This window comes from uncultured Slackia sp. (assembly GCF_944321625.1).
In the GTDB taxonomy this organism is placed as follows: Bacteria; Actinomycetota; Coriobacteriia; order Coriobacteriales; family Eggerthellaceae; genus Slackia.
On record NZ_CALUMA010000047.1, the window covers coordinates 83,790 to 104,260 of the forward strand.

15 protein-coding genes are annotated in these 20,471 nt (G+C 57.6%); 5 read left to right on the forward strand and 10 right to left on the reverse strand.

All coding sequences use genetic code 11. The annotated features are described in order from the left end of the window. Nucleotides 1–61 precede the first annotated feature (61 nt). The 4 genes from Q0J60_RS04415 to Q0J60_RS04430 all read left to right on the forward strand — a co-directional run bounded on the left by Q0J60_RS04415 (nucleotide 62) and on the right by Q0J60_RS04430 (nucleotide 7,152). A complete protein-coding gene (locus tag Q0J60_RS04415; RefSeq protein WP_294439034.1) occupies nucleotides 62–1,672 on the forward strand; it encodes a helix-turn-helix transcriptional regulator in 1,611 nt (536 codons plus the stop codon). A gap of 124 nt (nucleotides 1,673–1,796) precedes the next feature. Then, a complete protein-coding gene (locus Q0J60_RS04420; RefSeq protein ID WP_294439035.1) occupies nucleotides 1,797–3,515 on the forward strand; it encodes an FAD-dependent oxidoreductase in 1,719 nt (572 codons plus the stop codon). Nucleotides 3,516–3,811: 296 nt separating this feature from the next. Further along, nucleotides 3,812–5,230 carry a LuxR C-terminal-related transcriptional regulator gene (locus tag Q0J60_RS04425; protein ID WP_294439036.1) on the forward strand — a complete coding sequence of 473 codons (1,419 nt, stop codon included), beginning with the start codon at nucleotides 3,812–3,814 and terminating at the stop codon, nucleotides 5,228–5,230. A 224-nt stretch (nucleotides 5,231–5,454) separates the two neighbouring features. Further along, a complete protein-coding gene (locus Q0J60_RS04430; protein ID WP_294439037.1) occupies nucleotides 5,455–7,152 on the forward strand; it encodes an FAD-dependent oxidoreductase in 1,698 nt (565 codons plus the stop codon). A gap of 104 nt (nucleotides 7,153–7,256) precedes the next feature. Here the strand turns inward: Q0J60_RS04430 and Q0J60_RS04435 are convergent, their stop codons facing one another. The 5 genes from Q0J60_RS04435 to tsaD form a co-directional block, all read right to left on the reverse strand. Then, the gene (locus Q0J60_RS04435) at nucleotides 7,257–8,786 is read right to left on the reverse strand and encodes a sodium:alanine symporter family protein (RefSeq protein WP_294439038.1); all 1,530 of its coding nucleotides are present in this window, start codon (nucleotides 8,784–8,786) and stop codon (nucleotides 7,257–7,259) included. A gap of 223 nt (nucleotides 8,787–9,009) precedes the next feature. After that, nucleotides 9,010–10,326: a hemolysin family protein gene (locus tag Q0J60_RS04440; RefSeq protein ID WP_294439039.1), complete on the reverse strand. Its 1,317-nt coding sequence runs from the start codon at nucleotides 10,324–10,326 to the stop codon at nucleotides 9,010–9,012. Between the two features lie 316 nt (nucleotides 10,327–10,642). Next, nucleotides 10,643–10,894 carry a DUF2442 domain-containing protein gene (locus tag Q0J60_RS04445; RefSeq protein ID WP_294439041.1) on the reverse strand — a complete coding sequence of 84 codons (252 nt, stop codon included), beginning with the start codon at nucleotides 10,892–10,894 and terminating at the stop codon, nucleotides 10,643–10,645. Nucleotides 10,895–10,905: 11 nt separating this feature from the next. After that, on the reverse strand, nucleotides 10,906–11,214 hold the full coding sequence (locus Q0J60_RS04450; RefSeq protein ID WP_367178784.1) for a DUF4160 domain-containing protein: 309 nt from the start codon (nucleotides 11,212–11,214) through the stop codon (nucleotides 10,906–10,908). A 170-nt stretch (nucleotides 11,215–11,384) separates the two neighbouring features. Next, nucleotides 11,385–14,120 carry a tRNA (adenosine(37)-N6)-threonylcarbamoyltransferase complex transferase subunit TsaD gene (tsaD, locus tag Q0J60_RS04455; protein WP_294439042.1) on the reverse strand — a complete coding sequence of 912 codons (2,736 nt, stop codon included), beginning with the start codon at nucleotides 14,118–14,120 and terminating at the stop codon, nucleotides 11,385–11,387. A 357-nt stretch (nucleotides 14,121–14,477) separates the two neighbouring features. Here tsaD and Q0J60_RS04460 point away from each other — a divergent pair, with 357 nt between their 5' ends. Then, nucleotides 14,478–14,678, forward strand: coding sequence for a hypothetical protein (locus Q0J60_RS04460; RefSeq protein ID WP_294439043.1), 201 nt, complete (start codon nucleotides 14,478–14,480; stop codon nucleotides 14,676–14,678). A 110-nt stretch (nucleotides 14,679–14,788) separates the two neighbouring features. Here Q0J60_RS04460 and Q0J60_RS04465 read toward each other — a convergent pair whose 3' ends face one another. The 5 genes from Q0J60_RS04465 to Q0J60_RS04485 form a co-directional block, all read right to left on the reverse strand. Next, the gene (locus Q0J60_RS04465) at nucleotides 14,789–16,405 is read right to left on the reverse strand and encodes a radical SAM protein (RefSeq protein WP_294439044.1); all 1,617 of its coding nucleotides are present in this window, start codon (nucleotides 16,403–16,405) and stop codon (nucleotides 14,789–14,791) included. Between the two features lie 38 nt (nucleotides 16,406–16,443). After that, nucleotides 16,444–17,172 carry a response regulator transcription factor gene (locus Q0J60_RS04470; protein ID WP_294439045.1) on the reverse strand — a complete coding sequence of 243 codons (729 nt, stop codon included), beginning with the start codon at nucleotides 17,170–17,172 and terminating at the stop codon, nucleotides 16,444–16,446. A 5-nt stretch (nucleotides 17,173–17,177) separates the two neighbouring features. Next, nucleotides 17,178–18,959, reverse strand: a complete 1,782-nt coding sequence (locus Q0J60_RS04475; RefSeq protein ID WP_294439046.1) for a DUF3365 domain-containing protein — start codon at nucleotides 18,957–18,959, stop codon at nucleotides 17,178–17,180. 165 nt (nucleotides 18,960–19,124) lie between these two features. Next, the gene (locus tag Q0J60_RS04480) at nucleotides 19,125–19,805 is read right to left on the reverse strand and encodes a molecular chaperone (RefSeq protein ID WP_294439047.1); all 681 of its coding nucleotides are present in this window, start codon (nucleotides 19,803–19,805) and stop codon (nucleotides 19,125–19,127) included. Nucleotides 19,806–19,884: 79 nt separating this feature from the next. Further along, nucleotides 19,885–20,463 (reverse strand): 4Fe-4S dicluster domain-containing protein, encoded by a 579-nt coding sequence (locus tag Q0J60_RS04485; RefSeq protein WP_294439048.1) that lies wholly within the window; start codon nucleotides 20,461–20,463, stop codon nucleotides 19,885–19,887. Nucleotides 20,464–20,471 lie beyond the last annotated feature (8 nt).

Below are 20,471 nucleotides of genomic sequence, written 5' to 3' on the forward strand. Positions count from 1 at the left end.
CAGCAGCTTAATTGCACGTCGAACAATCCCCTCCTGCTACAATGTCCGCGGGAGGGATAGTATGTCACACATTGATCGCATCGGCGGGCCCGACGGCATCAAGGCGATTGTCGGGTCTGGTTTTTTCTGGGCATGGTTCGATGCCCTGTTCATGAGCGCCCTTTTCATTCCCGGCGAATCACCAGCCATCCTGCCAGAATACGGAGCTATCGCGGCATTTGCGTTGAGCCTCCCCGTGTTTGCCCTCGTGCTCTGGCGCGATGACCTGCCGCATACGCTGGTAGGAGCCAAGCGCACAGGAATATTCACCGCCGCCGTAGGAACCGCTGGCTCGCTGCTCTACCTTTTCTCGAGCCTCACGGGAAGCGTTGCGATGTTTGCGACGGGAGCCTTGCTCTGCGGCATCTTCATGGGCGTATACGACATGGCTTGGGGCATGACCTACTGCAAGCACGGGGCCCGAAGCGCCCTGCCGCTCGTTGCCGGGGCATTCGCCCTCGCTCCCCTGCTCGACGCGCCGCTCCTCTTCATGATTCCTGAAGCAAAGGCTGCGTTCTTTACGCTCTTTCCCCTGGCATCGGGACTCATGTATGCCCTGCTTAACCGAAAACCAAAACCTCAGGGAAAAGGCGCTGGCGCATGCGACCAGCCCGAGCACGACCAGCGCGACAAAACCGCCTTTCGTCCGTTGGCGGCCACCATGGAGGCGGGCGAACATATGGACGCCTCGCTCGCCCGCGCCCTTGGGCTTGAAACCGCCCCCGCTCCCTCGCATGGCATCATGGCGTTTCTCCAGACCCACCTGGGCGTTTCGCTCACGCTCATCGGAGCCGTTGCGCTTGTCATGGGCGGCTTCGGATACCTGCAGCACCTTATCTCGTTCTCGAGCGAGACGAGTGGCATAGGCGTGCAGATTGTTCGCGGTGCGGCGGCCATCATCATGTTTTGTCTCTTCATGCTGCTCCCTAAAAAAGCGAGTGCAGTATTTCGAGTCGGATTTCTCGTGATGGTGGCGGGCATCATGATGATGCCGTTCTCCTTCGGCGGCAATACGTTCCTCGTGTCCGGAGCGGTGATCGTCAGCGGATACACCGCATTCGACATCTTTATTTGGGTGGCGTTTTCCGACATCGCATACACTCGCTCCAAATCGCCCGCAAAAACTGTTGCGTTCATCCGCCTCGTTGCGAATGCCACTACGGCGCTCGGGCTTGCATGCGGCATAGCGCTGGTCGGCTCTCACAATGGATTCGATATGCTCGCATTCCAGGAAACCACTGTAGTGGGATACCTCGTTGTCATCGCAACCGTGATGATTCTTTCGAGCGAGGAGTCAGCGGCGCTCCTGCGCAGCGCCCGGCCCGCCGCCGCGACAGGTCCAGCCCTCATAGGCGTAGTCGGAGAAAACCCCGCGGAGCGCCTTTCAACATGGTTCGACTCACTTGGATTCACCGCGCGCGAGAAGGACGTCGCTCCGCTTCTCCTCCAGGGGCGCACCCAGCCTTGGATTGCCGAGGCGTTGGGAATCTCCGAGAACACCGTCGGCACCCACGTGCGCCATATTTACCAAAAAGCGGGGGTGCATGACCGCCAACAGTTCCTTGACCTGGCGATACTATCCATATCACCCGAAGCACGTGACAGGCAAAACGGTCTCACGGAAGCCGACTGATTTATTAAAATAGCGCCATTCAAGCGTTGCGAATGCATACGCGAAAAACCATCCTTCCTCATATGCGCACCGAAGCGCATTCCTCGGGAAAGGGACCGAGGACAGACAAGAGGAGGGATACCTTATGGCTATGGAACTCGATCGCAGGAACTTCCTGAAGGGCGCCCTGGCAACCGGTGCTGTCGTGGCGGGAGGCGCCGCGCTCGCAGGCTGCAGCCCCAGCAGCAGCTCTTCCGAAGGCAGCTCCACCGGTTCTGCCACCACCGCGACTTCCGGCTCCACTGAGGGCGCTGAAGTCAAGCACACGTGGGAGGTCGCACCTGAGCCCATCACCGACATCGCCGAGACCAAGGAATACGACGTCGTGATTGTTGGCGCTGGCTTGGCTGGCATCTCTACCGCCGAGGCCGCCGCGCGTAACGGCGCCAAGGTCGCCGTCATCGAGCGCATGGGTGAGATTTCCATTCGCGGCGTTGACGTGGGCAACATCGGCAGCAACTTCCACAAGTCCAACGGCTTCGACATCGACTGGCACATCCCCGCGCGCCAGCTGCATTTCGACTCCCGCCAGAAGACCAACTACGAACTCATCTCCGTGTGGGCAAGCCGCTCCGGCGAAGTGTTCGACTACCTGGAGAAACTGGGCGAGCCGCAGGGCATCTCCATGGTGCACGCGCTTTCCGGCACCTCCAAGTATGACATGTGGAGCGAGCTTGACAGCCAATGGCGCGTCTACCCCGACGCCGTTTCCTTCGTGCGCGGCGGCGAGACCTACGACGTGCGCGACGACGGCAAGTCTGTCAACTGGACCCTCGGCGAGATGCTGTACAACTCCGCCACCGAGAACGGTGCTGAGTTCGTGTTCAACACCCATGCCGAGCAGCTCGTGGGCGACGCCGAAAGCGGCGTGACGGGCGTCATCGTGACCGCCGAGGACGGCTCCTACATGCAGTACAACGGCGCCAAGGGCGTTGTGCTCGCCACCGGCGACATCGGAGGCAACCAGGAGATGATCGACGCGTTCGCTCCTATCGCCAACCGCGCTGATGCCAATACCTACACCCCGATGGGCGGCAACACCGGTGACGGCGTCCTGATGGGCTGCTGGATCGGCGCTGGTCTGCAGAAGAGCACGGCAGCTCCCATGATTCACCAGTTTACCGCTGACTCTCTGGCGCTGAACCTGACCTCGTTCATCATGTGCTGGCTTGCCGTTGACAGCGAAGGCAAGCGCTATGGCGCCGAGATGCCCTTCGAGCCCATGCTGACCAACGCCCGCATGAACACCATCGACAACGTAGCGTGGTCCATCTTCGACTCCGACTATGAGAAGTACGTCAAACAGCAGCAGCCTTCTCGCTACGAGCGCTTCCTGGATGGCGTCGAAGACGTCATGGCAGAGTGGGAAGAGGCCGGCACGCTGATCAAGGCGGATACGCTGGACGAGCTCGCCGAGGCCATCGGCGTTCCCGCCGAGACCTTCAAGGCCACCATCGAGCGCTACAACTCCATGGCAGAGGCTGGCGAAGACGTTGACTTCGCTGTTCCCGCTGAGTTCCTGGCGCCCGTCCAGACCGCTCCGTTCTATGCCACCAAGAACGTCTGCAGCCTTCTGACCATCCCCTTCGGCCTGCACTGCAACGCCGAATCTCAGGTCATGACCGAGGACGACAAGGTCATCCCTGGCCTGTATGCTGTCGGCAACGTCCAGGGCGACTTCTTCGGCGACGATTACCCGGTGCACTTCCCCGGTGTCAGCCATGGTCGCTGCGTGACCTTCGGCGAGTTGGTTGGTGAGGCAATCGCCAAGGACACCGTCATTAGCGAACTCGACTTCGAATAATCGAGGCGCCTCGTTCGGCCGGGACCTACCTCCCTCCCAACGACACCCGGCCGGATTACCGCAGGAGCCGCCCTTCTGGGCGGCTCCTTTTTGTTGCGCAGGTAGATTTCAGCCAGAGCGGCCCACAACACACGTCCACTTGAATAAATTTCTACTAACGCTAGATTACAGAAATCGAAAACGCACGCCGAATCCCTAATACAAACCGAAACAGTAGCGCCATCCACAATCATGGTGTTAAAGTAGGGTGAATCTGTCACTGGAGCTGAGTGATTGCGCGGTACCCAATGGTCAACATGGACAGTACAATCCGTTTTATTCGTAGCGAGTCAAAGTACTTGATCAGCTACTCATGTTGGTGGGCAATCTACTGTATTGCGCTTCTCACTCCCCTATTCTCTCAGGCAATTAGCGACTCTCAATTTAGGCTTGATTTTAATGGGATGTCAGTTTTATCAGGTGCTATCGTCTCCATCCTTTTAGCCATGTCCAACGGCTTCGCAATCACCAAGCGCCCCAAACAAAGCACCATCGTTGCCATCTTTTGCATTGAAGGCGGCCTAGCTGCCTCGTACTTTATGTTTATTCAGATTGGTGGCTTCCTGCTCGGAGTCGGCATATCTCTGCTTCAGATCCTCTGGGGAGTTATATTTTTCTCAAAACTTCGTGCGAAAGAGATTTATATTGCGACGGTTGTCCCAATCGCCATAGGAAGCATTGTCGCCTTTGTGATTGTCCTATTTGGATCAGTCGCCTCCGCAATTCTTGCATTTGTCTTGCCGCTCGGAGTATCAATTGGGATTTTCGCAATCGAGACAATCAATGACAGGTCAACAAACCCCACAAAACACATTGACGATACGATAGAAACAGAATCCAACAGAGCCATGATTGGCCCTATAATCCTTACAACCTGTTTCGGTCTGGCTTTCGGAATCTTTAGAACAATCCTGCTTCCCGAGCACTCTCATTTTGAAATACTTACTTTCGGTGCAACCGTTCTCTCTTGCTGCGTAGCAGGAATCTTAGTCCTCGCGATCTCTTTATGCCTATCCCGATCATCTCGCGTGCCCCTAGCTCTTGGCATGACCCTCTTTGCAGTTACCGCAGCCGTATTCGTCCTGTCCCTGCTCGAATCCGAAGGAAAGTCCATCGCTCAGGCGATTATCACTGGCGGATTCCGCTGCGTAGACATCATTACGTGGATTATGCTGTTGCTGTCTATCAGTGGCAGCTCTGCTCTGACATCAGTTCGGGCTTTCGCTCTATGGCGCGGACTGGGCTGCCTAGGATGCTACTTCGGATATCTTATGGGCGATATCATCGTGGAGCATAGCATCCTTGACTCTATTGGTCTGGTTCCAATCTCTATTCTTCTGCTCCTCTTTTTGATGGCTGCAACAGCAATTAGTCTTCAGTTTTTCCGCCAAACTGATATCACTGGAAACACCGCAGAGCCCATTCGTGACAATTTGGCAACTTCATACGAAGCCATTTCCAGGCAATACAAGCTTTCGAAACGTGAAGCGCAGGTGTTTGAGCTACTTTGCTCCGGAAGATCTGTTCCTTATATCGCAGAAAAACTCGTTATCGCCCCCAGCACAGTAACGACGCACGTACAACGCATTTACCGCAAACTTGACGTGCACAACAAGCAAGAGCTCATTGATTTTGCAGAAAGAAACCGTACCGAGCAGGATGAACACCTTCCGTAGGTTATCCGCCATGAATAAAAGCAACGCTATTTGCTGCGAATCATATGTTTCATAGGACACTTCCGTAGTCATTTCATATCATTAATCGACAGACAAAATGTCCCGCCATTCCTATCCTGAAATTGCTAGCTAGCAAAGAGCGATGCAGTGATTCTTGCCCGTGAGCAAACCACTGCATATCGGTGGATTATTCATTCGCCAAGTTTGCAGCCAAGGAGGGAACCATGGAACTTGATCGTCGACATTTTATAGGCGGAAGCGCTGCCGCAATTCTCGCAGCAGCCGGCACAGCTGGACTCGTAGGATGCACCTCCAGCTCGGGTCAAACATCTTCTAATCCCGAAACTTCTTCTGAAACCTCATCGAACGCATCTCCCCACTCTTGGGAATCGACGCCAGATCCCATACCCGAAGACGAAATTACGGAGACAGTCGATACCGAGGTCGTTGTTATCGGCGCCGGCATTGCTGGCCTAACTTGCGCCCACTCCGCAGCAATGAATGGAGCTCAAGTTATTCTGGTTGAAAAAATGGAAGAGTTTTCCGCTCGCGGGCATGATAACGGAGTAGTCGGAAGCGCTTATCAAAAAAACCAGGGGATCGAAGCCGATATTCCGCGCATGCGTCAAGACTATCTCCAGCTCACCACGTATAAAACCAACATTAATCTTTGGAACGTCTGGGCCAGCCATAGCGGCGAGGCAATGGACTACTACGCAGAGCGCATGAATGAAGAGGGTGTAACCGAATTCTCTATGGCGGCATCCACGCATATGGACTCAGATAATGTTGCCGTTCGCGAATATCCTACCGGTATAGACTTCGGAGTCACCCAAGTTACCGATGACGGAGAAAACATCCAACACCGTTTCTTGAGATTCGTCGAGCAATGGGCGAAAGACGAAGGTGCCGAATTCCGCTACAGCACCAAGGCCGAACGACTCATTCGCGATGAAGACGGCCCGGTCACTGGCGTAATTTGCTCAACAGAAAATGGCTATGTGAAAATCAATGCTTCCAAGGGAGTCGTCCTTGCCACAGGAGACATCTCCGGTAACGATGACATGCTTAAGACTTTTGCCCCCATAGCGTTGAGCTGCGAAGACAAGCTCTATACGCCCTTTGGAGGCAATGAGGGCGACGGCATTAACCTTGCTTGCTGGGTGGGCGGCGCACCGCAGAAAACCAATGCGGCGATCATGGCCCTCCCCTCTGCAAAAGCCAAAGGCGGTCCCCTTGCCAGTGACGGCATTCTCGGGTGGCTTGGCGTTAACATGAATGGCGAAAGGTACTTCGCAGAAAATAGCGGCGGCCCCTCTATCTGCTTCGCCACAATGCAGCAGCCTGAAGCGAAGGGCTACTCCATCTTTGACGGCAAGTATGAAGAGAAGATACTTGTTCAGGCGCCCGATGGTAAAAATCGTAGCGGAATTGACTATCTTGGCGATCTATATGGCGTGAGCGAAGGCTTCGAAGGCCTTCAGGATTGGATGGATAAAGGCAAAGAGGACGGAACCTTCTTTGAAGCAGAAACCCTCGATGAGCTTGCCACGACACTCGGAATTGACCCCGAAACCCTAAAGAGCACTGTCGATGAATACAATGCTCTTTGCGAAAAGGGCGTCGATGAAGCATACGGTAAGCCAGGGCAATACCTTACAACGGTCGATACTCCTCCGTTCTATGCATCAAAAATCAAGGCTGCGGTTTTGGTTGTCCCGTTCGGCGTCAACGTCAACAGCCACTCCCAGGTTTGCGATGCCGACGACAAGGCAATTGAGAACCTGTACGCAATTGGAAATGTCCAAGGTAATTTCTTCACCGATTCTTATCCGATGTTGTTCCCCGGCATCAGCCATGGACGCGCATTGACATTTGGATGGGTGCTCGGAAAAGCACTAGCGGAAGGAAAGCTCATTTAACGGCACAAGCATAGCGTCACAGAACCGCCAGATGCCCCTCCCCAAGCAGGTCGCTCATCAATCGAGCGACCTGCTTTGTTTGGTGCCCATACGCTGTGAAGCGTCTACTTCAGCCCCACATCCTCGGCGTCGGCGTCAATCGCCTCTTCGAAGTACTCACGCACCGGCTCAGGACCCACATGCTTGAGGTCGTCCTCGCCCACGTGCCAGCACTGCGTGGCAGGCAGACCGGGGATGCTCTCAGCCACGAACACGGGGTTCTTGCCCAGCTTGCGCTGACGGGTGTAGTCGTCCAGCGCCTTGAACGCCCACTTGCCCAGCAGGAAGATGGCGATCAGGTTCACCATCGCCATGAACGCCATGGTGATGTCGGCGAAGTTCCAAGCCAGCGTGAAGTTGTTCAGGCAACCCACCATGATGGCGGCAAGGCAGGTGAAGCGGAACACGGTGAGCACGGCCTTGCTCTTGGTGATGAAGCGAATGTTTCCCTCGGCGTAGAAGTAGTTGCCAATCAGGCTAGAGAACGCGAAGCAGAAGATGGCAAACGTCACCACGTGGATGCCGATCTCGCCCACCGAAGAATTGATGGCCATCTGCACCAGCGGCATGCCGTTCAGATCGCCGAACGTGCCGCCCTGCTTCACGAAGAAGATCAGCACGATGAACGCGGAGCAGGTGCACACGAGCATGGTGTCCAGATACACCGAAAGCGTTTGGACCAAGCCCTGCTTGCACGGGTGCGACACGCTCGCGGTTGCGGCGGCGTTAGGGGCGGAACCCATACCGGCCTCGTTGGAGAACAGACCGCGCTTGAGGCCCAGCACCACTACCGAGCCAGCAAAGCCGCCGAAGATGGACTGGAAGTCGAACGCGCTCTGGAAGATGTAGCCGAACGCCTCGGGCAGCAGGTTGATATTGGCGATGGTGATGCCAATGCCCAGCGCCAGATACGCCACAGCCATAATGGGCACCAGGATGGACGAGATAATGCTGATGCGCTTCGATCCGCCGAAAATAACGAACGCGGTCATCACCATAAGCACGATGCCCAACGCCACGGCGGTGCCGTTGGTAGCGTAATCAGGGATGTAATACTCCAGCGCACTCGCCATGTTGTACGCCTGCAAGCCGTTGAAACCGTAGGCGTAGCAGATGATCAGCAGCACAGCGAACACGATGCCCAGCCAACGCTGGCCCAGCGCCTGCTCGATATAGTACGCAGGACCGCCGCGGAACTCGCCCTCCTTGCCGCGCACCTTCCAAATCTGCGCGAGCGTGGACTCAACGAAGGCGGATGCCGCGCCCAAAAGCGCCATGAGCCACATCCAGAAGATTGCACCCGGGCCGCCCGTCGCCACAGCAGTGGCGATACCGGCGATGTTGCCCGTGCCCACGCGCGACGCGGTGGACACCATCATCGCCTGGAACGACGAGATGGACTTCTCGCCCTCCACGTGGCGCTTCTCGGTCAGCTGGGTGAACATATCCTTGATGTAGCGAATCTGAACGAAACGCGTACGCACCGTGAAGTACACGGCACAGAACACCAGCAGGATTACCAGGATATAGGTGTAGAGAAAGTCATCGAATTGCGTGGTGACGTCGATCAGCCATGCATTCATCTCTGCGCTCATCCAGGCCCCCTTTCCCCTGTCATGCGCCGCAACGAGCCTGAACGGGCGGGTCCGTTTGAGGGAAGAAGAACGGCGCGATTGAAAAACGATGCGCCGATTCTACCAGACGAACGACGGGCGCTCCATCCCTTTGGAGCGATAAAGCACGCAGAAATGAAAAGAGACGCCCCGCAGGACGCCTCTCATTTGCATCTCGTCATTCGGAAGAACGGCGGAACGATACCTATTCCTCTTCGGACTCCTCGACGGTCACCCAGAACTCGACCTGGCCGATGCGACGCGCGTCCATCGAGCGCACGATGAAACGCACGGTGGTGTTGCCGTTGATGTATTCCGTCTTGTCACCCGCCTCGGGGATACGGTCGAACTCGTCAAGCAGCAGGCCGCCCAGCGTGTCGTACTCAGGGAAGTCGTCGTCGCTGAAGCCCAGTTCGTCGGCGAAATCGTCGATGGGGCATGCGCCGCTGGACAGGTAGTGGCCCTCGGAAACCTTCACCAGGTCATCGCCGCTGCCGTGGGAGTACTCGTCGTCGTAATCGCCCACGATCTCTTCGAACACGTCGCCCATGGTCACAAGACCGCTGGTGCCGCCGTGCTCGTCCACCACGATGGCAATCTTGGTGTGCTCCTTCTTGAGCAGACCCAGCAGCTTGGAAACCGTCAGACCCTCGGGCACGGCAAACATGCGGCGGATGCGCAGGCTTTCCATGCCGGCGTCCTCGGGCAAGTTGTACAGATCCTTGATGTGGATGAAGCCGACGATGTCGTCCTTATCCTTGCGGCACACGGGGTAGCGCGTGAACTTGTGCTCGTCGACGACGCGCAGGTTCTCCTCCAGGGAGTCCTCCATGCTCAGGCACACCATGTCGGGACGCGGGGTCATGATGGCCTCGACATCCTTCTCAGCGATATCGAAGATGTTGTCCACGAACTCGTTCTGCTCGGAATCAATCAGGCCGCTTTCAGTAGACTCGTCGATGAGCAGGCGAATCTCTTCCTCGGTGTACACCTCGTGCTCGTTTGCGGGGTCATGGCCAAGCAGGCGCACAACAGCGTTCGTGATGGAGTTGAACAGCCACATGATGGGATAGGTGATGCGGTAGAACCACATGAGCGGCGTGGCCGTGTGAAGCGCATAGCTCTCGGTAGAGAAAATTGCCAGCGACTTAGGAATCAGCTCGCCGATGACCACGTGCAGCGTGGTCATGATGAAGTAGCCGATCGCCACGGAAACGGCGGTGACGGCAGCAGCAGGCAGATGCAGCGCCTCGAATACGGGATGGAACAGCGCCGAAATGGCAGGCTCGCCCAACCAACCCAGTGCCAGCGAGGCAAGGGTGATACCCAACTGGCAGGCCGACAGGTACGCGTTGATGTTTTCCGCGATGACCTTGGCATTCTTGGCGCCGGGCTTTCCCTCCTCTACGGCCATCTCGATTTGGGACCTGCGAACACGCACCAGCGAGAATTCCGCCACAACGAAGAACGCGTTCATCAGAAGGAATACGACAACAAGAATCAGACTTATGCCAATGGGCATGGGTGAGACTTACTCCTTTCGGTTGGTTGCACTGGGGTCTCAAACCCGACCGCGCGATTGTTCCGTCCTGCCTTGCGGCTTAATCGCGTGGGCTTCCCGCCCAAGCGCGACAATGCCGACGGCGGTCCCCAGGTTGGAATCCGGAGGCGGCGCTTTCGCCGCTTCCTCAGGGACCGCGCTTTGCGCACGCGGCCAATTGTTAATCCGCCATCATACAGGAAAGCCGCTCGCCATGCGCGTGACGAGCGGCTTTAACTGATATTTGTCAACATTTAGACACCAAGAACGACGCCGCGTCGCCATTGAAGCCCGACGCCTATCGAGAATCTATGGGCGTGCTCATCTCGTACAGATCCTCGGGAGACATATCCTGACCGTGCGGCCACACGACGCAATCGCCCCCATGGGCAATACTCACCTGCTTGAAATAAGCTGGGCATGAAAGCTCACCGAAAAAATCGCCCTTGATATACGGCTTCATACTAAAAACCCTTTGTTCGCCCGATTCATACGTCAAAAGAAGACGCAGGTCATCCAAGGCAACAACGTTTTGCAGCATCGGCCTCATCCAACCTCCCGTCAACGTAGCGGATCAATTCTGAAAAACTCCCCCGTTTCCTGCAGGAGTCTCCAATTAGCCCTAAGTTCTTCCTCGTGAATCGCCATCCATGCTAGCACAAGTTTCTCTTGCTTTGCAGGCAATCGGCCCTCGAGCAAGCTTCCGTCAAGCCCATACACAGCCGACTCATCCGCATGGTACGCATGGATATGGGGCAAGTGATGTCTTCCTCCCTTTTCTAAAAACATTCGAATGACGATTCCGAAAAACATACTGAGTGTTGGCATTGCGCATCTCCTCCAAACCCTGCTGATCAGACAACAATTCATGGATTCAATGCTAGCTTCAATACCTTGCCAGACCCTTGCCCAAACCTTGCGGAAATCTTGCCGGAATCTTGCGGATTTTCACTCTAAAAGTTGGCAAAGTCCAGGCTATTTCGCTTCAAAGATTCTTCTTTCTTCTTACTTTGCACCACAATACCCTTGCAGTAATCCGTCTAGTACGCCTCGTCCAGGGGGGCGTGGGCTTTCACGTCCAAGCTCAGGTCGGCGAACTTGCCCTGCGCGTAGCGGTCGCGAGCCACTTCGGCAATCATGGCCGCCTGATCGCCGCACGCCGAAAGAGGCGGCATGGTCAGGCGCACACCAATCTTCTTGCACATACGCTCGTAGGCCGCGCGCAGCTCGGGATTAGCCGCCACGCCGCCGCCCAGGCAGAACTCCTTGGCGCCCGTCTCGAGCAGCGCCGCCTTGGCTTTTGCCACCTGCACATCCACCACAGCTGCCGTGAAACTGGCGGCGATGTCGGACATGTTGAGTTCGCGCCCTGCCTGCTGCTCTTTTTGGATGTAGGTGGTCACGGCGGTTTTCAGGCCGGAAAGGCTGAAGCGCAAATCGCCCGAATGCATGAGCGCGCGCGGGAAATCGATGGCTTTAGGATTGCCCTGCGCCGCAAGCTTGCTGATGATAGGACCACCGGGATAGCCCAGGCCCAACGCCTTGGCCACCTTGTCGAACGCCTCGCCCACCGCGTCGTCGATGGTGGAGCCCAGCGTAACGTAGTCGCCCCAGTCGCGCACGTGCACGAGCATCGTATGGCCGCCGCTCACGAGCGACACCACCATGGGCGGCTTGATGTCGGCGCGTGCGATGCGGTTGGCATAGAGATGCCCCTCCAGATGATTCACGGCGATAAGCGGCTTATCGGCGCCCCACGCCGCGCCCTTGGCGAAGGCCAGACCCACCACCAGTGCGCCCACCAGACCGGGAGCATAGGTGACTGCGACGGCGTCCAGGTCGCGCCAACGGAGATGTGGGGAGGCAGTGCGGAGTTCCGTCTCCGCAGCGAAAGGAATCCCGTCATTTTGACACGAAAATTCACCCGATTCGCCTAAATTAGCGTCAAAATGACGGGATTCCTTAGCCGAACCGTCCTTTGCGCTCGAATTGCCGTGATTCGCCAAGCCCAAGCTGCGCGAAGCCGCGTCCAGGCATTCGTCGCACACGCCGCAGATGGCCTCGATGTGCTTACGGCTCGCGATCTCGGGCACCACGCCGCCGAAACGCGCATGGAAATCGATCTGCGAGGCCACCACGTCTGAAAGAATCGTGCCGTTGCCATCGATGATGGACGCCGCCGTCTCGTCGCACGAGCTTTCGATGGCGAGAATGAGCGGATGGGCGAAAGCAGGCTCCTCGTCAGCAGTGGCCGCAGGCACTCCCGCGCCTGCGAAGGTCTGCCCTGCTCCGTCGATCGCCCCGGAGCAAACGGCATCGCGCCCTGCGCCCGACCCTTCGGAGGGAGCAGCGGAATCGCCGGAGGTCGCAACCTCATCCACACGCAGCGTCATGCCTGCCACATCATGCTGAGCCACCGGCAAGGGACCGGTCATGATGACGGCATCCTCTCGGTCTGAATAGTAGCGCGGGCGCACGCCGATGCGCGCGAGTCCCAGATTCTCGTAGAAGGCCTGCGCGCCCTCGTTGGACAGACGCACCTCAAGCGTCATTTCGGTGGCGCCCAAATCACGCGCGTCGGAGGCGACAAGCCCGATGAGCTCGCGGGCAATGCCGCGACGGCGATACGCAGGGTCGGTGGCGATCTTCAGAATCTGCACCTGGCCATCCACAATCCAGCCGCCGCAATAGCCCACAAGCTTCTTGCCGTCGTACGCCGCCCACCAGGTGCGATCCTTGCGCGGAAGCTCGTCAGCCACGAGCGTTGCGGCCCAGGCATCGCTCCCCATGGTCTCGCCCTCGAGGCACGCCACGTCGCGCACGTGGGCCACATCGAGCGGGCGATATGCCAGCGCAGCAGCCGCACCCGAAGCATCATCCTGCACGCCGGTGTGCAGATTCTTCGGCTCCGTCTTGGCGAGGCGAATACGCTCGTTTTCTTCGGCATCGGAAAGACGCGTGTACACCGGCAGCAGCGTGGCGGGGTTGCCATCGCCCGTACGTGGAGCAAGCAGCAATCCGCGACCGGAAACCGACCACAGCTTTTCAGGCGCAAGCTGGCCCATTTCAGCAAAGATATCGGCATATTTTGCCAGAGCATCACCCAGAACGATGAGGCCGGATGAGCTAGCGGGACCGTTGGATTCCGCAAGCCCCGCCGAATCTGCGGATTCCGAGGTATCAACAGGTTCGGCGGCGTCAGAAAGATGCGTGCCGCCTCCGTCAACCGCAGAAAGAGCATCCTCAAGCCATTCCCCTGCCGCCGCGGCCTTTACCACGGCATCGCTGGTCAAGCGGTGCGCGCCGGCACCGTCCAAATCAAACAGCGCCGGATACACCTCCTTGCGCATCGCGTCGGCAGCAACCAGCACGCGCCCGCGCAGGCCATCAGCCCACGCGTTCCACGCAACCGCATCAAGCGTGGACACACCAAAAAGCGGCACCTCAAGCGCCGATGCCACGCCCTTTGCCGTCGCCATGCAAATGCGCACGCCGGTGAAGCTACCGGGGCCGCGCCCGCACACGATAGCAGCGATGTTGCCCTTGGAAATGCCCGCAGCCTCAAGCGCGGAATCCACCTCAGACAGAAGCACGGTGTTGCTCGCGCGATGGGCGGCCACCTCGCGCGTAGTCACGATGTCAACCGACGCGACCTTCATCGCGTCACCCGCCCCCGCCTTGTCACTCGCATTCTCGCGCAGCTTCCCCACGCCAATAGCAACGACCTCATTAGCCGTATCAAATGCCAGAATATATTCGCGTGCGTGCTCGCTCATGAACGTACCCTTTCCTGCGTCCGCACCCTCGACCGAGGTCCCTCGCCAGCTATTGCCCTTCATCAGGCAAACGCGCTCGGATGCCGTACGCCAAATTCGCCCAACGTGCACGCACCGCATTGCGATACGAACGTCGGACGTTTAAATATCCATAACTTTCGAAATTGTACGAATTTTCCCCGCAAAGCGCGCGCATTCAGCCGAAAACCAGAATCCCGGCATCTTGCCACGCCAGCGACGACGGCGTCGAACGGCCTCATTTTGCCCATTCATGACACGCCTCTTCCATGAAACCGAAATTGACCGGACAAAATGATTACAGAAGCATCCTGACGTTCGAGCGAAAGAGGAGTCGCCATGTATAAAACGGTCGTAGTCAAATATTGTGCCAAAGCCAAGGAGATGGCAGAGCAGGTGGAGAAAGTCTCCAATCAGATGGCGCAAGAAGGATATGAGTTGGTCACGTTCTCTACCATGCCATCGGCAAAGGGGATTCTGGTGTTCAAGGAAAGCGGAACCGCAGACGACGCGGTGGATAACGAGGCAGATGCCGAATAGCAAAGCAATCATTTACCAATTCCCCATCCGCTGTCCGCATAGAAAGCCTTGCCAGGCGGGGGTGATGGGGCTCTTTGGGCATAGCGCGATGCAAGCGGCATGCCAGCAAATCACACAAGCGGCGTCGCATACACCTCGCGCAGGACGGGGCCGGTGGATTCGTCAAATTCCACCACGTGCCAGCACTCGGCGAGTTCCGCCTCGGGAAAGCGCTCTTGCACGGCGTTCGCCCAGGCGGCAGGGAATGTCACCGAAGGGATCTCGGAATTAAAGCGCACACGGTCTTCGGCGGAAATCTCGCTCAAAAATGCGGCGCGATTGTCCATGACGCGTCGGATCTCGTCATTCAGGGACGCGACACGCTTGTACGCCGTGCGATCGAAACGCACGGCGAAGGGCCGCTGAACCCGTTGGGGCACAGAGGCCGCATCGGGCGAGCCGGCTTGCCTTTCTTGAGGATCCCGAGGCTCCACTTGCGCACAAAGACTCCCGTCATCGACCATCTCCCGCGACAGCGCCTTGGAGGCAAACGCCTTCGCCTCAGCGAGTTCGACCGCCTCCGTCCCTTCTTTACTCGACAGCCAATCACGCACACGCAACGCATCCTCGCCAAACGCTTTTACGCACTTCAGGAAATAGTCCGCCTCGTCCATCGCAAGCCACGCGTGCGAGCGAGCGAAGCCATCGTCCAACAAAAAGCCGCGATTTTGCTGAAACACCTGCCCCGTATTCTTGTTGTCGAGCGAACAATAATGCACACCCATGCGCAAGCCCCGCTCTTCGGAGAAACGCAGCAAATCCAGGCATGCCGCCTCGCTGCCCGCGATGGGCAGGCCGCCCGCATACCAGTAGTTGTAAAGCACCTTGTACGGCTTGCGACGCAGCTTGAACCCGCGGCGCTTGAATTCCTGCTCGTTATGCAGCGGGAAGCACAGCTCCAACAAATTAATGCCGCGAATGCCCAGTTCGTCGAGGCGTAGGAGCAAATCACGCATTTCCTGCTCCTCGCCAGGCATAACGGGCATCTCAACCATCACGTCGGGAATGACACGCACGGCAGCCGCCATGCGCCCGAATAGCTCCTCCTGATCGCCATCAGTGTCCTGCGGCTTCACACTGAAGCGCAGCTCATCGAGGCCCGCCTCTGCAAGATCGTTCAAAAACGCATCATCGAGCAAATCACCGCTCGTGTATATGCGCACATGAACCCCGGGATACAGCTCTTTCGCGCAGCGCAAGAACTCGAGCACCTCGGGCTTGTGCAAGCACGGCTCGCCACCCGTAATCGCCAGACAATCGAACTGCGCGCCCTGGGCATGCGCCTGGCGCAGCTCCTCGGCAATATCGCGCGTGTGGGTGCGGAAGAACTCGTAATCTTCTTGGTTGGGGTTGAAGCAGAAATAGCAATGCTTGGTGCATTTGAGCGACACGAAAAACGTTGCCGTGCGCTCGCCCTTGCGGCACGCCAGACATGCCGGCGAAATCCAACCGCGCCACAAGCTCGCATCGCCGTTCTCACAGTGAAGGGGCTGGCGCACCTCGTCATGCGATTCATCAGCGCCTTGTCCGACGGCGTTCACCTCGCGCACAAGCTCAAGACGATGCGCGCGGGGACACGACTCAGCCGCCTCAAACGGCAGCCCAAACTGCGCCACCGACTCTTCGAAATCGGCACGCACCACATCATATGTCCCGCAGTATTCCGCCCTGTTCACGCTCTCCCCCATTGCTGTCGCACGCCTAACGCGCCTCGTAACGTTTTGGCCTATTCGCTCGCCACATCCACGCGTTCAGCGAATTTGTAGCCAACGCGCCACACGGTAAGCAGATATTTCGGCTGCGAGGGATTATCCTCTATCTTCTCGCGAATCTTGCGCATGAACACCGTGATACTGTTTTCGTCCACACTGCTATCGCGCCCCCAAATGTGCTCGTAAATCTGGTTACGCGTGAATACCTGACCGGGACTCGACGCCAACAGCGCCAGGATTTCGAACTCCTTCGCGGTCAAATCAACCGGTTCGCCACGCAGGCGCACTTCGTAGCGATTGAAGAATATCTCCAGGTCACCGGTCTTGTTGCTGCCTTCGCGGCTCACTGCCTTGGCAAACGCCAGGTCCGACTTGTGGCGGCGCAGGTGCGCCTCGATGCGCAGCAGCAGTTCATCGGGGCTGAACGGCTTGACCACGTAGTCGTCACCGCCGGCCTTGAAACCGATGCTCTTATCCACGATGTCGCCCTTGGCAGAGAGGAAGATGATGGGAATGCGGCGCCCCTGCTCGCGAATCTTCGTGCACACATCGAAGCCGTTCATGCCGGGCATCATCACATCCAGAAGCAGCAGGTCAGGATGCTCACTCGCAAGCATCTTCAGGCCGCTCTCGCCGTCATAGGCGGCGCAGTATCTATATCCGGCGTCCTCGATGATGCGGCGCATGAGCACGTGAACGCCCTTGTCGTCGTCAATCAGCATGACTTTGTACGGTTCCGCCATGCGAATCACCTCTCTTCTTCGCGAGACGCCTCTGCCCCAGTTGCCTCGCATGCGTCGCACGTCGGCTCAGGCGCAGAAGCTTCACCAAATTGCGTAGTCGCCAGGTCACTGGAGACGCCCGTAACGTTTGTCGGATCCTCCGGCAGACGCACGGTAAACGTGCTACCTTGCCCCGGCTTGCTTTGGACGGCAATCGACCCGCCGTGCATCTCGGCGTACTCCTTGGCGAGCGCAAGGCCCAACCCTGTGCCATTGTATTTGCGTGATACGGAGGAATCCACCTGCACGAACTTCTCGAATATGCGCTGCTGGTCCTTCTCGGCGATGCCGATACCCGTGTCAATCACCTTGAGTACAACCTCGTGAGCAGCGGCATCGCGCTCCACCGCCAGATGCACGCTGCCGCCTTCCGGCGTGAACTTCATCGCGTTGCCGCAAAGATTCTCAAGCACGTGGCGAATCTTTTCGAAATCCCCTTGAATAAGTGGAACATCGGGATTGATGTCGCAGGTGAACTTCACGCCGTTGCGACGCGCAAGCGGTCCCACAACCGATTGGACCAGGCCCACCACATCGCCCATGTCCACAGTCTCAAGCGCAAGCTGCGTCTTGCCGGCATCCAGACGGCTAATCTCCAGAATGTCGTTGATCATCGCGAGCAGCACGCGACCGTTCGCCTCAATCTCGCGGCTCGCCTCCGCTTCCTTCTCATCGACCGGATTGCCCTCGCGGTTGAGCAACTCGGCGTACGCCAGAATCGAGGTAAGCGGCGTGCGCAGCTCGTGGCTCATCATGGCAAGGAAGTTCGATTTGTATTCGTTGTCGTTGCGCAGAAGCTCGTTCGCCTCTTCGAGCTGCACGCGCTGGCGCTCAAGAACCTCATTCGCGTGAGCAAGCTGCGCGGTGCGGTCGTCCACCTGGGCCTCAAGGCCTTCGTAGAGATCGGATAGCTCATGAGCCATGTCGTTGAATTCAGCCGCGAGCGTGTTCATCTCGGCAGATGACTCGGCACCGTCAAGCCGCACGTCCAAATCGCCCGTCTGGATGCGAGACACGCCTTGGCGAATCTTTCCAAGGGGCTTCGTGACCAAGTGCGAGAGCGTCAAATACACGATGAGCAGGCACGCAACCAGCACCACGATGAAAAAGACCACGTTCTGCAGCACGCTATCTTGCTCGGCGGAAACATAGAGGTCCATAGGGATGACGATGCTGATGGCACCGCCGATATCGTCGATGGCCCATCCTTCTTTGGGATGGCCGGTAATGTCGATCTCGCCCTTGGGTTCGCCGTGGCACTCCAGACACGTGCGCTCGATTTTCATGGGAGCAAGATAACGAAACACCTGTTGACCGTCATATTCGGTCACAGCGTAATACTCGGTGAGCGATGGATCGGCATGGAACGCATCGAGCGCAGCAGCTTCAAAATCGTCGGGCGTATCCTCGATGTTGCGCGGATCGAAATTGACGAAACGCGTCACATAACCCGATTCATTGGTGAAAAGCTGCGCGATAGAGCGACCCGCGATAGCGCAGTGGAGCCCCTGATAAGAGCCTGTTTCAGAGAATGACGATGCCTCGAACCTATCCTGATTTGAGCTCATGAAATCCCACACGGCGGTCATCTGCTGAGAAAGAACCAGGCCTTTCTCGCGCAACTCATTAAGGGTCTGCTGACGTTGGGAATACGAGGTCCACAATGAACTCGCCACCAAAGACACCACAAACAGCGCCACGATAAGCACGCCAAACTTAGTCTTGAGTTTGATTTTGCCCGCGTCCATAATTCCCCCGGCTTTAATCCCCACGCCCTGCGCTTACATCTGAGGCGTTTCACGCTCGCTCAACTCAGCTTGCCCTTGTCAATCGTACCGATAAGCCACACTATCATAAGGCGGCAAAATCAAAGACGTGCCCGCACGACATTCGCGCGAGCACGTCAACCTTCACTACTGCAAGGAACCCGAAATCTCGACCAGCGCCGCAGCATCAGCGGCACACAGTTCGCGAGCAAGCACGGCAAAACGCGGATAGAATTCGCCAAATTTTGGCGACTCCGTATTCAGCAAACGCTCCACGAACTGAGGCAGCCATACATTCAGATGCTGCGCGAGAAACATCGTCTGCTGGGAAAGCAGCAGACGCAGCTTTGCAGAATCGCCCGCATCGTATGCCGCTTGCGAATCCTTGGCGAGTGCCTCCATGAATCCAAGCTCGGTAGCGAGGTGGTCGTCTGCCTCATGGGGATACCCCGTGGCCTGGTAGCCGGCCTTGCGGTATGCGTCGCGCACCTCAAGTGTGCTCGGTTGGAACAGCAAATCCTCGCCCGCCACATACACCGATTCCCACGGCGGGGCAGGCAGCTTGCCGGGACCGATGAACAGCCTCGTATAGTCGGATTTCAACGCGTCGAGAGCATCGGGCGCCGATGCCGTGGATACCAAGACACGCTGCTCTTGCGCTGCGCGAGACCCTTCGCCTGCAAGAATCACACACTCCTCAGTTGCCTGATCAGATGCGACAGTTGCCAGCAACGCCTCGTCGGGCTCGGCAGCAAAAGCACGCCACAGATAGGTATATACAAAGCTTCGGTTTGCCAACGCAGCGGCAATTGCGTCATCGTGTTTCATGGTGGACCTTTCAAAGACAGGCCGCGGCGAAGGGAGGGGATTCGCCGCGGCCGTCATACAACAGTATGGAGAGTTTACCTTACAGGAGAACCTCCACGAAGTCGTCCTCGAGAGCAGCGGGACGTGCATCGATAAGCGTGCACGGACTCGTCGTGGACGAATCCGGAAGGATAGCGATGTCCTTCACGGCGTCGGGATGAGCGGCAGCGAGCTCATCGATGGGCCCAAACTCGAGTGCGCGCATCGGGCATGCCGCCACGCACGCAGGCTGTTCGCCATTGGCGCGAAGCTCGATGCAGGCATCACACTTGCGCACGACCTTTTCTTCCTCAAAGAACACCGGCACACTGTAGGGGCACGCAGTCACGCACGCCTGGCAGCCGTCGCACTTGGAGATATCGTACTGAACGGTGCCGTCCTCGTCATCGATGTAGAGAGCACCAGTTGAACAATTCGCAACGCATGCCGGCATCTCGCAGTGGTTGCACGTGGCGGCGTAATGGAACAACTTAGGAGCGGGATATTCGCCCGATTCGAAATCGCTGACATGCCTAAAAAGGTAGCCGACTTCGAGATCGTTCTTATCCTTGCATGCAACCTGGCAGGTCTTGCAGCCCACGCAGGCAGCCTGATTGAAGTAAAAACCCTGCTTCGCCATGGTTCCTC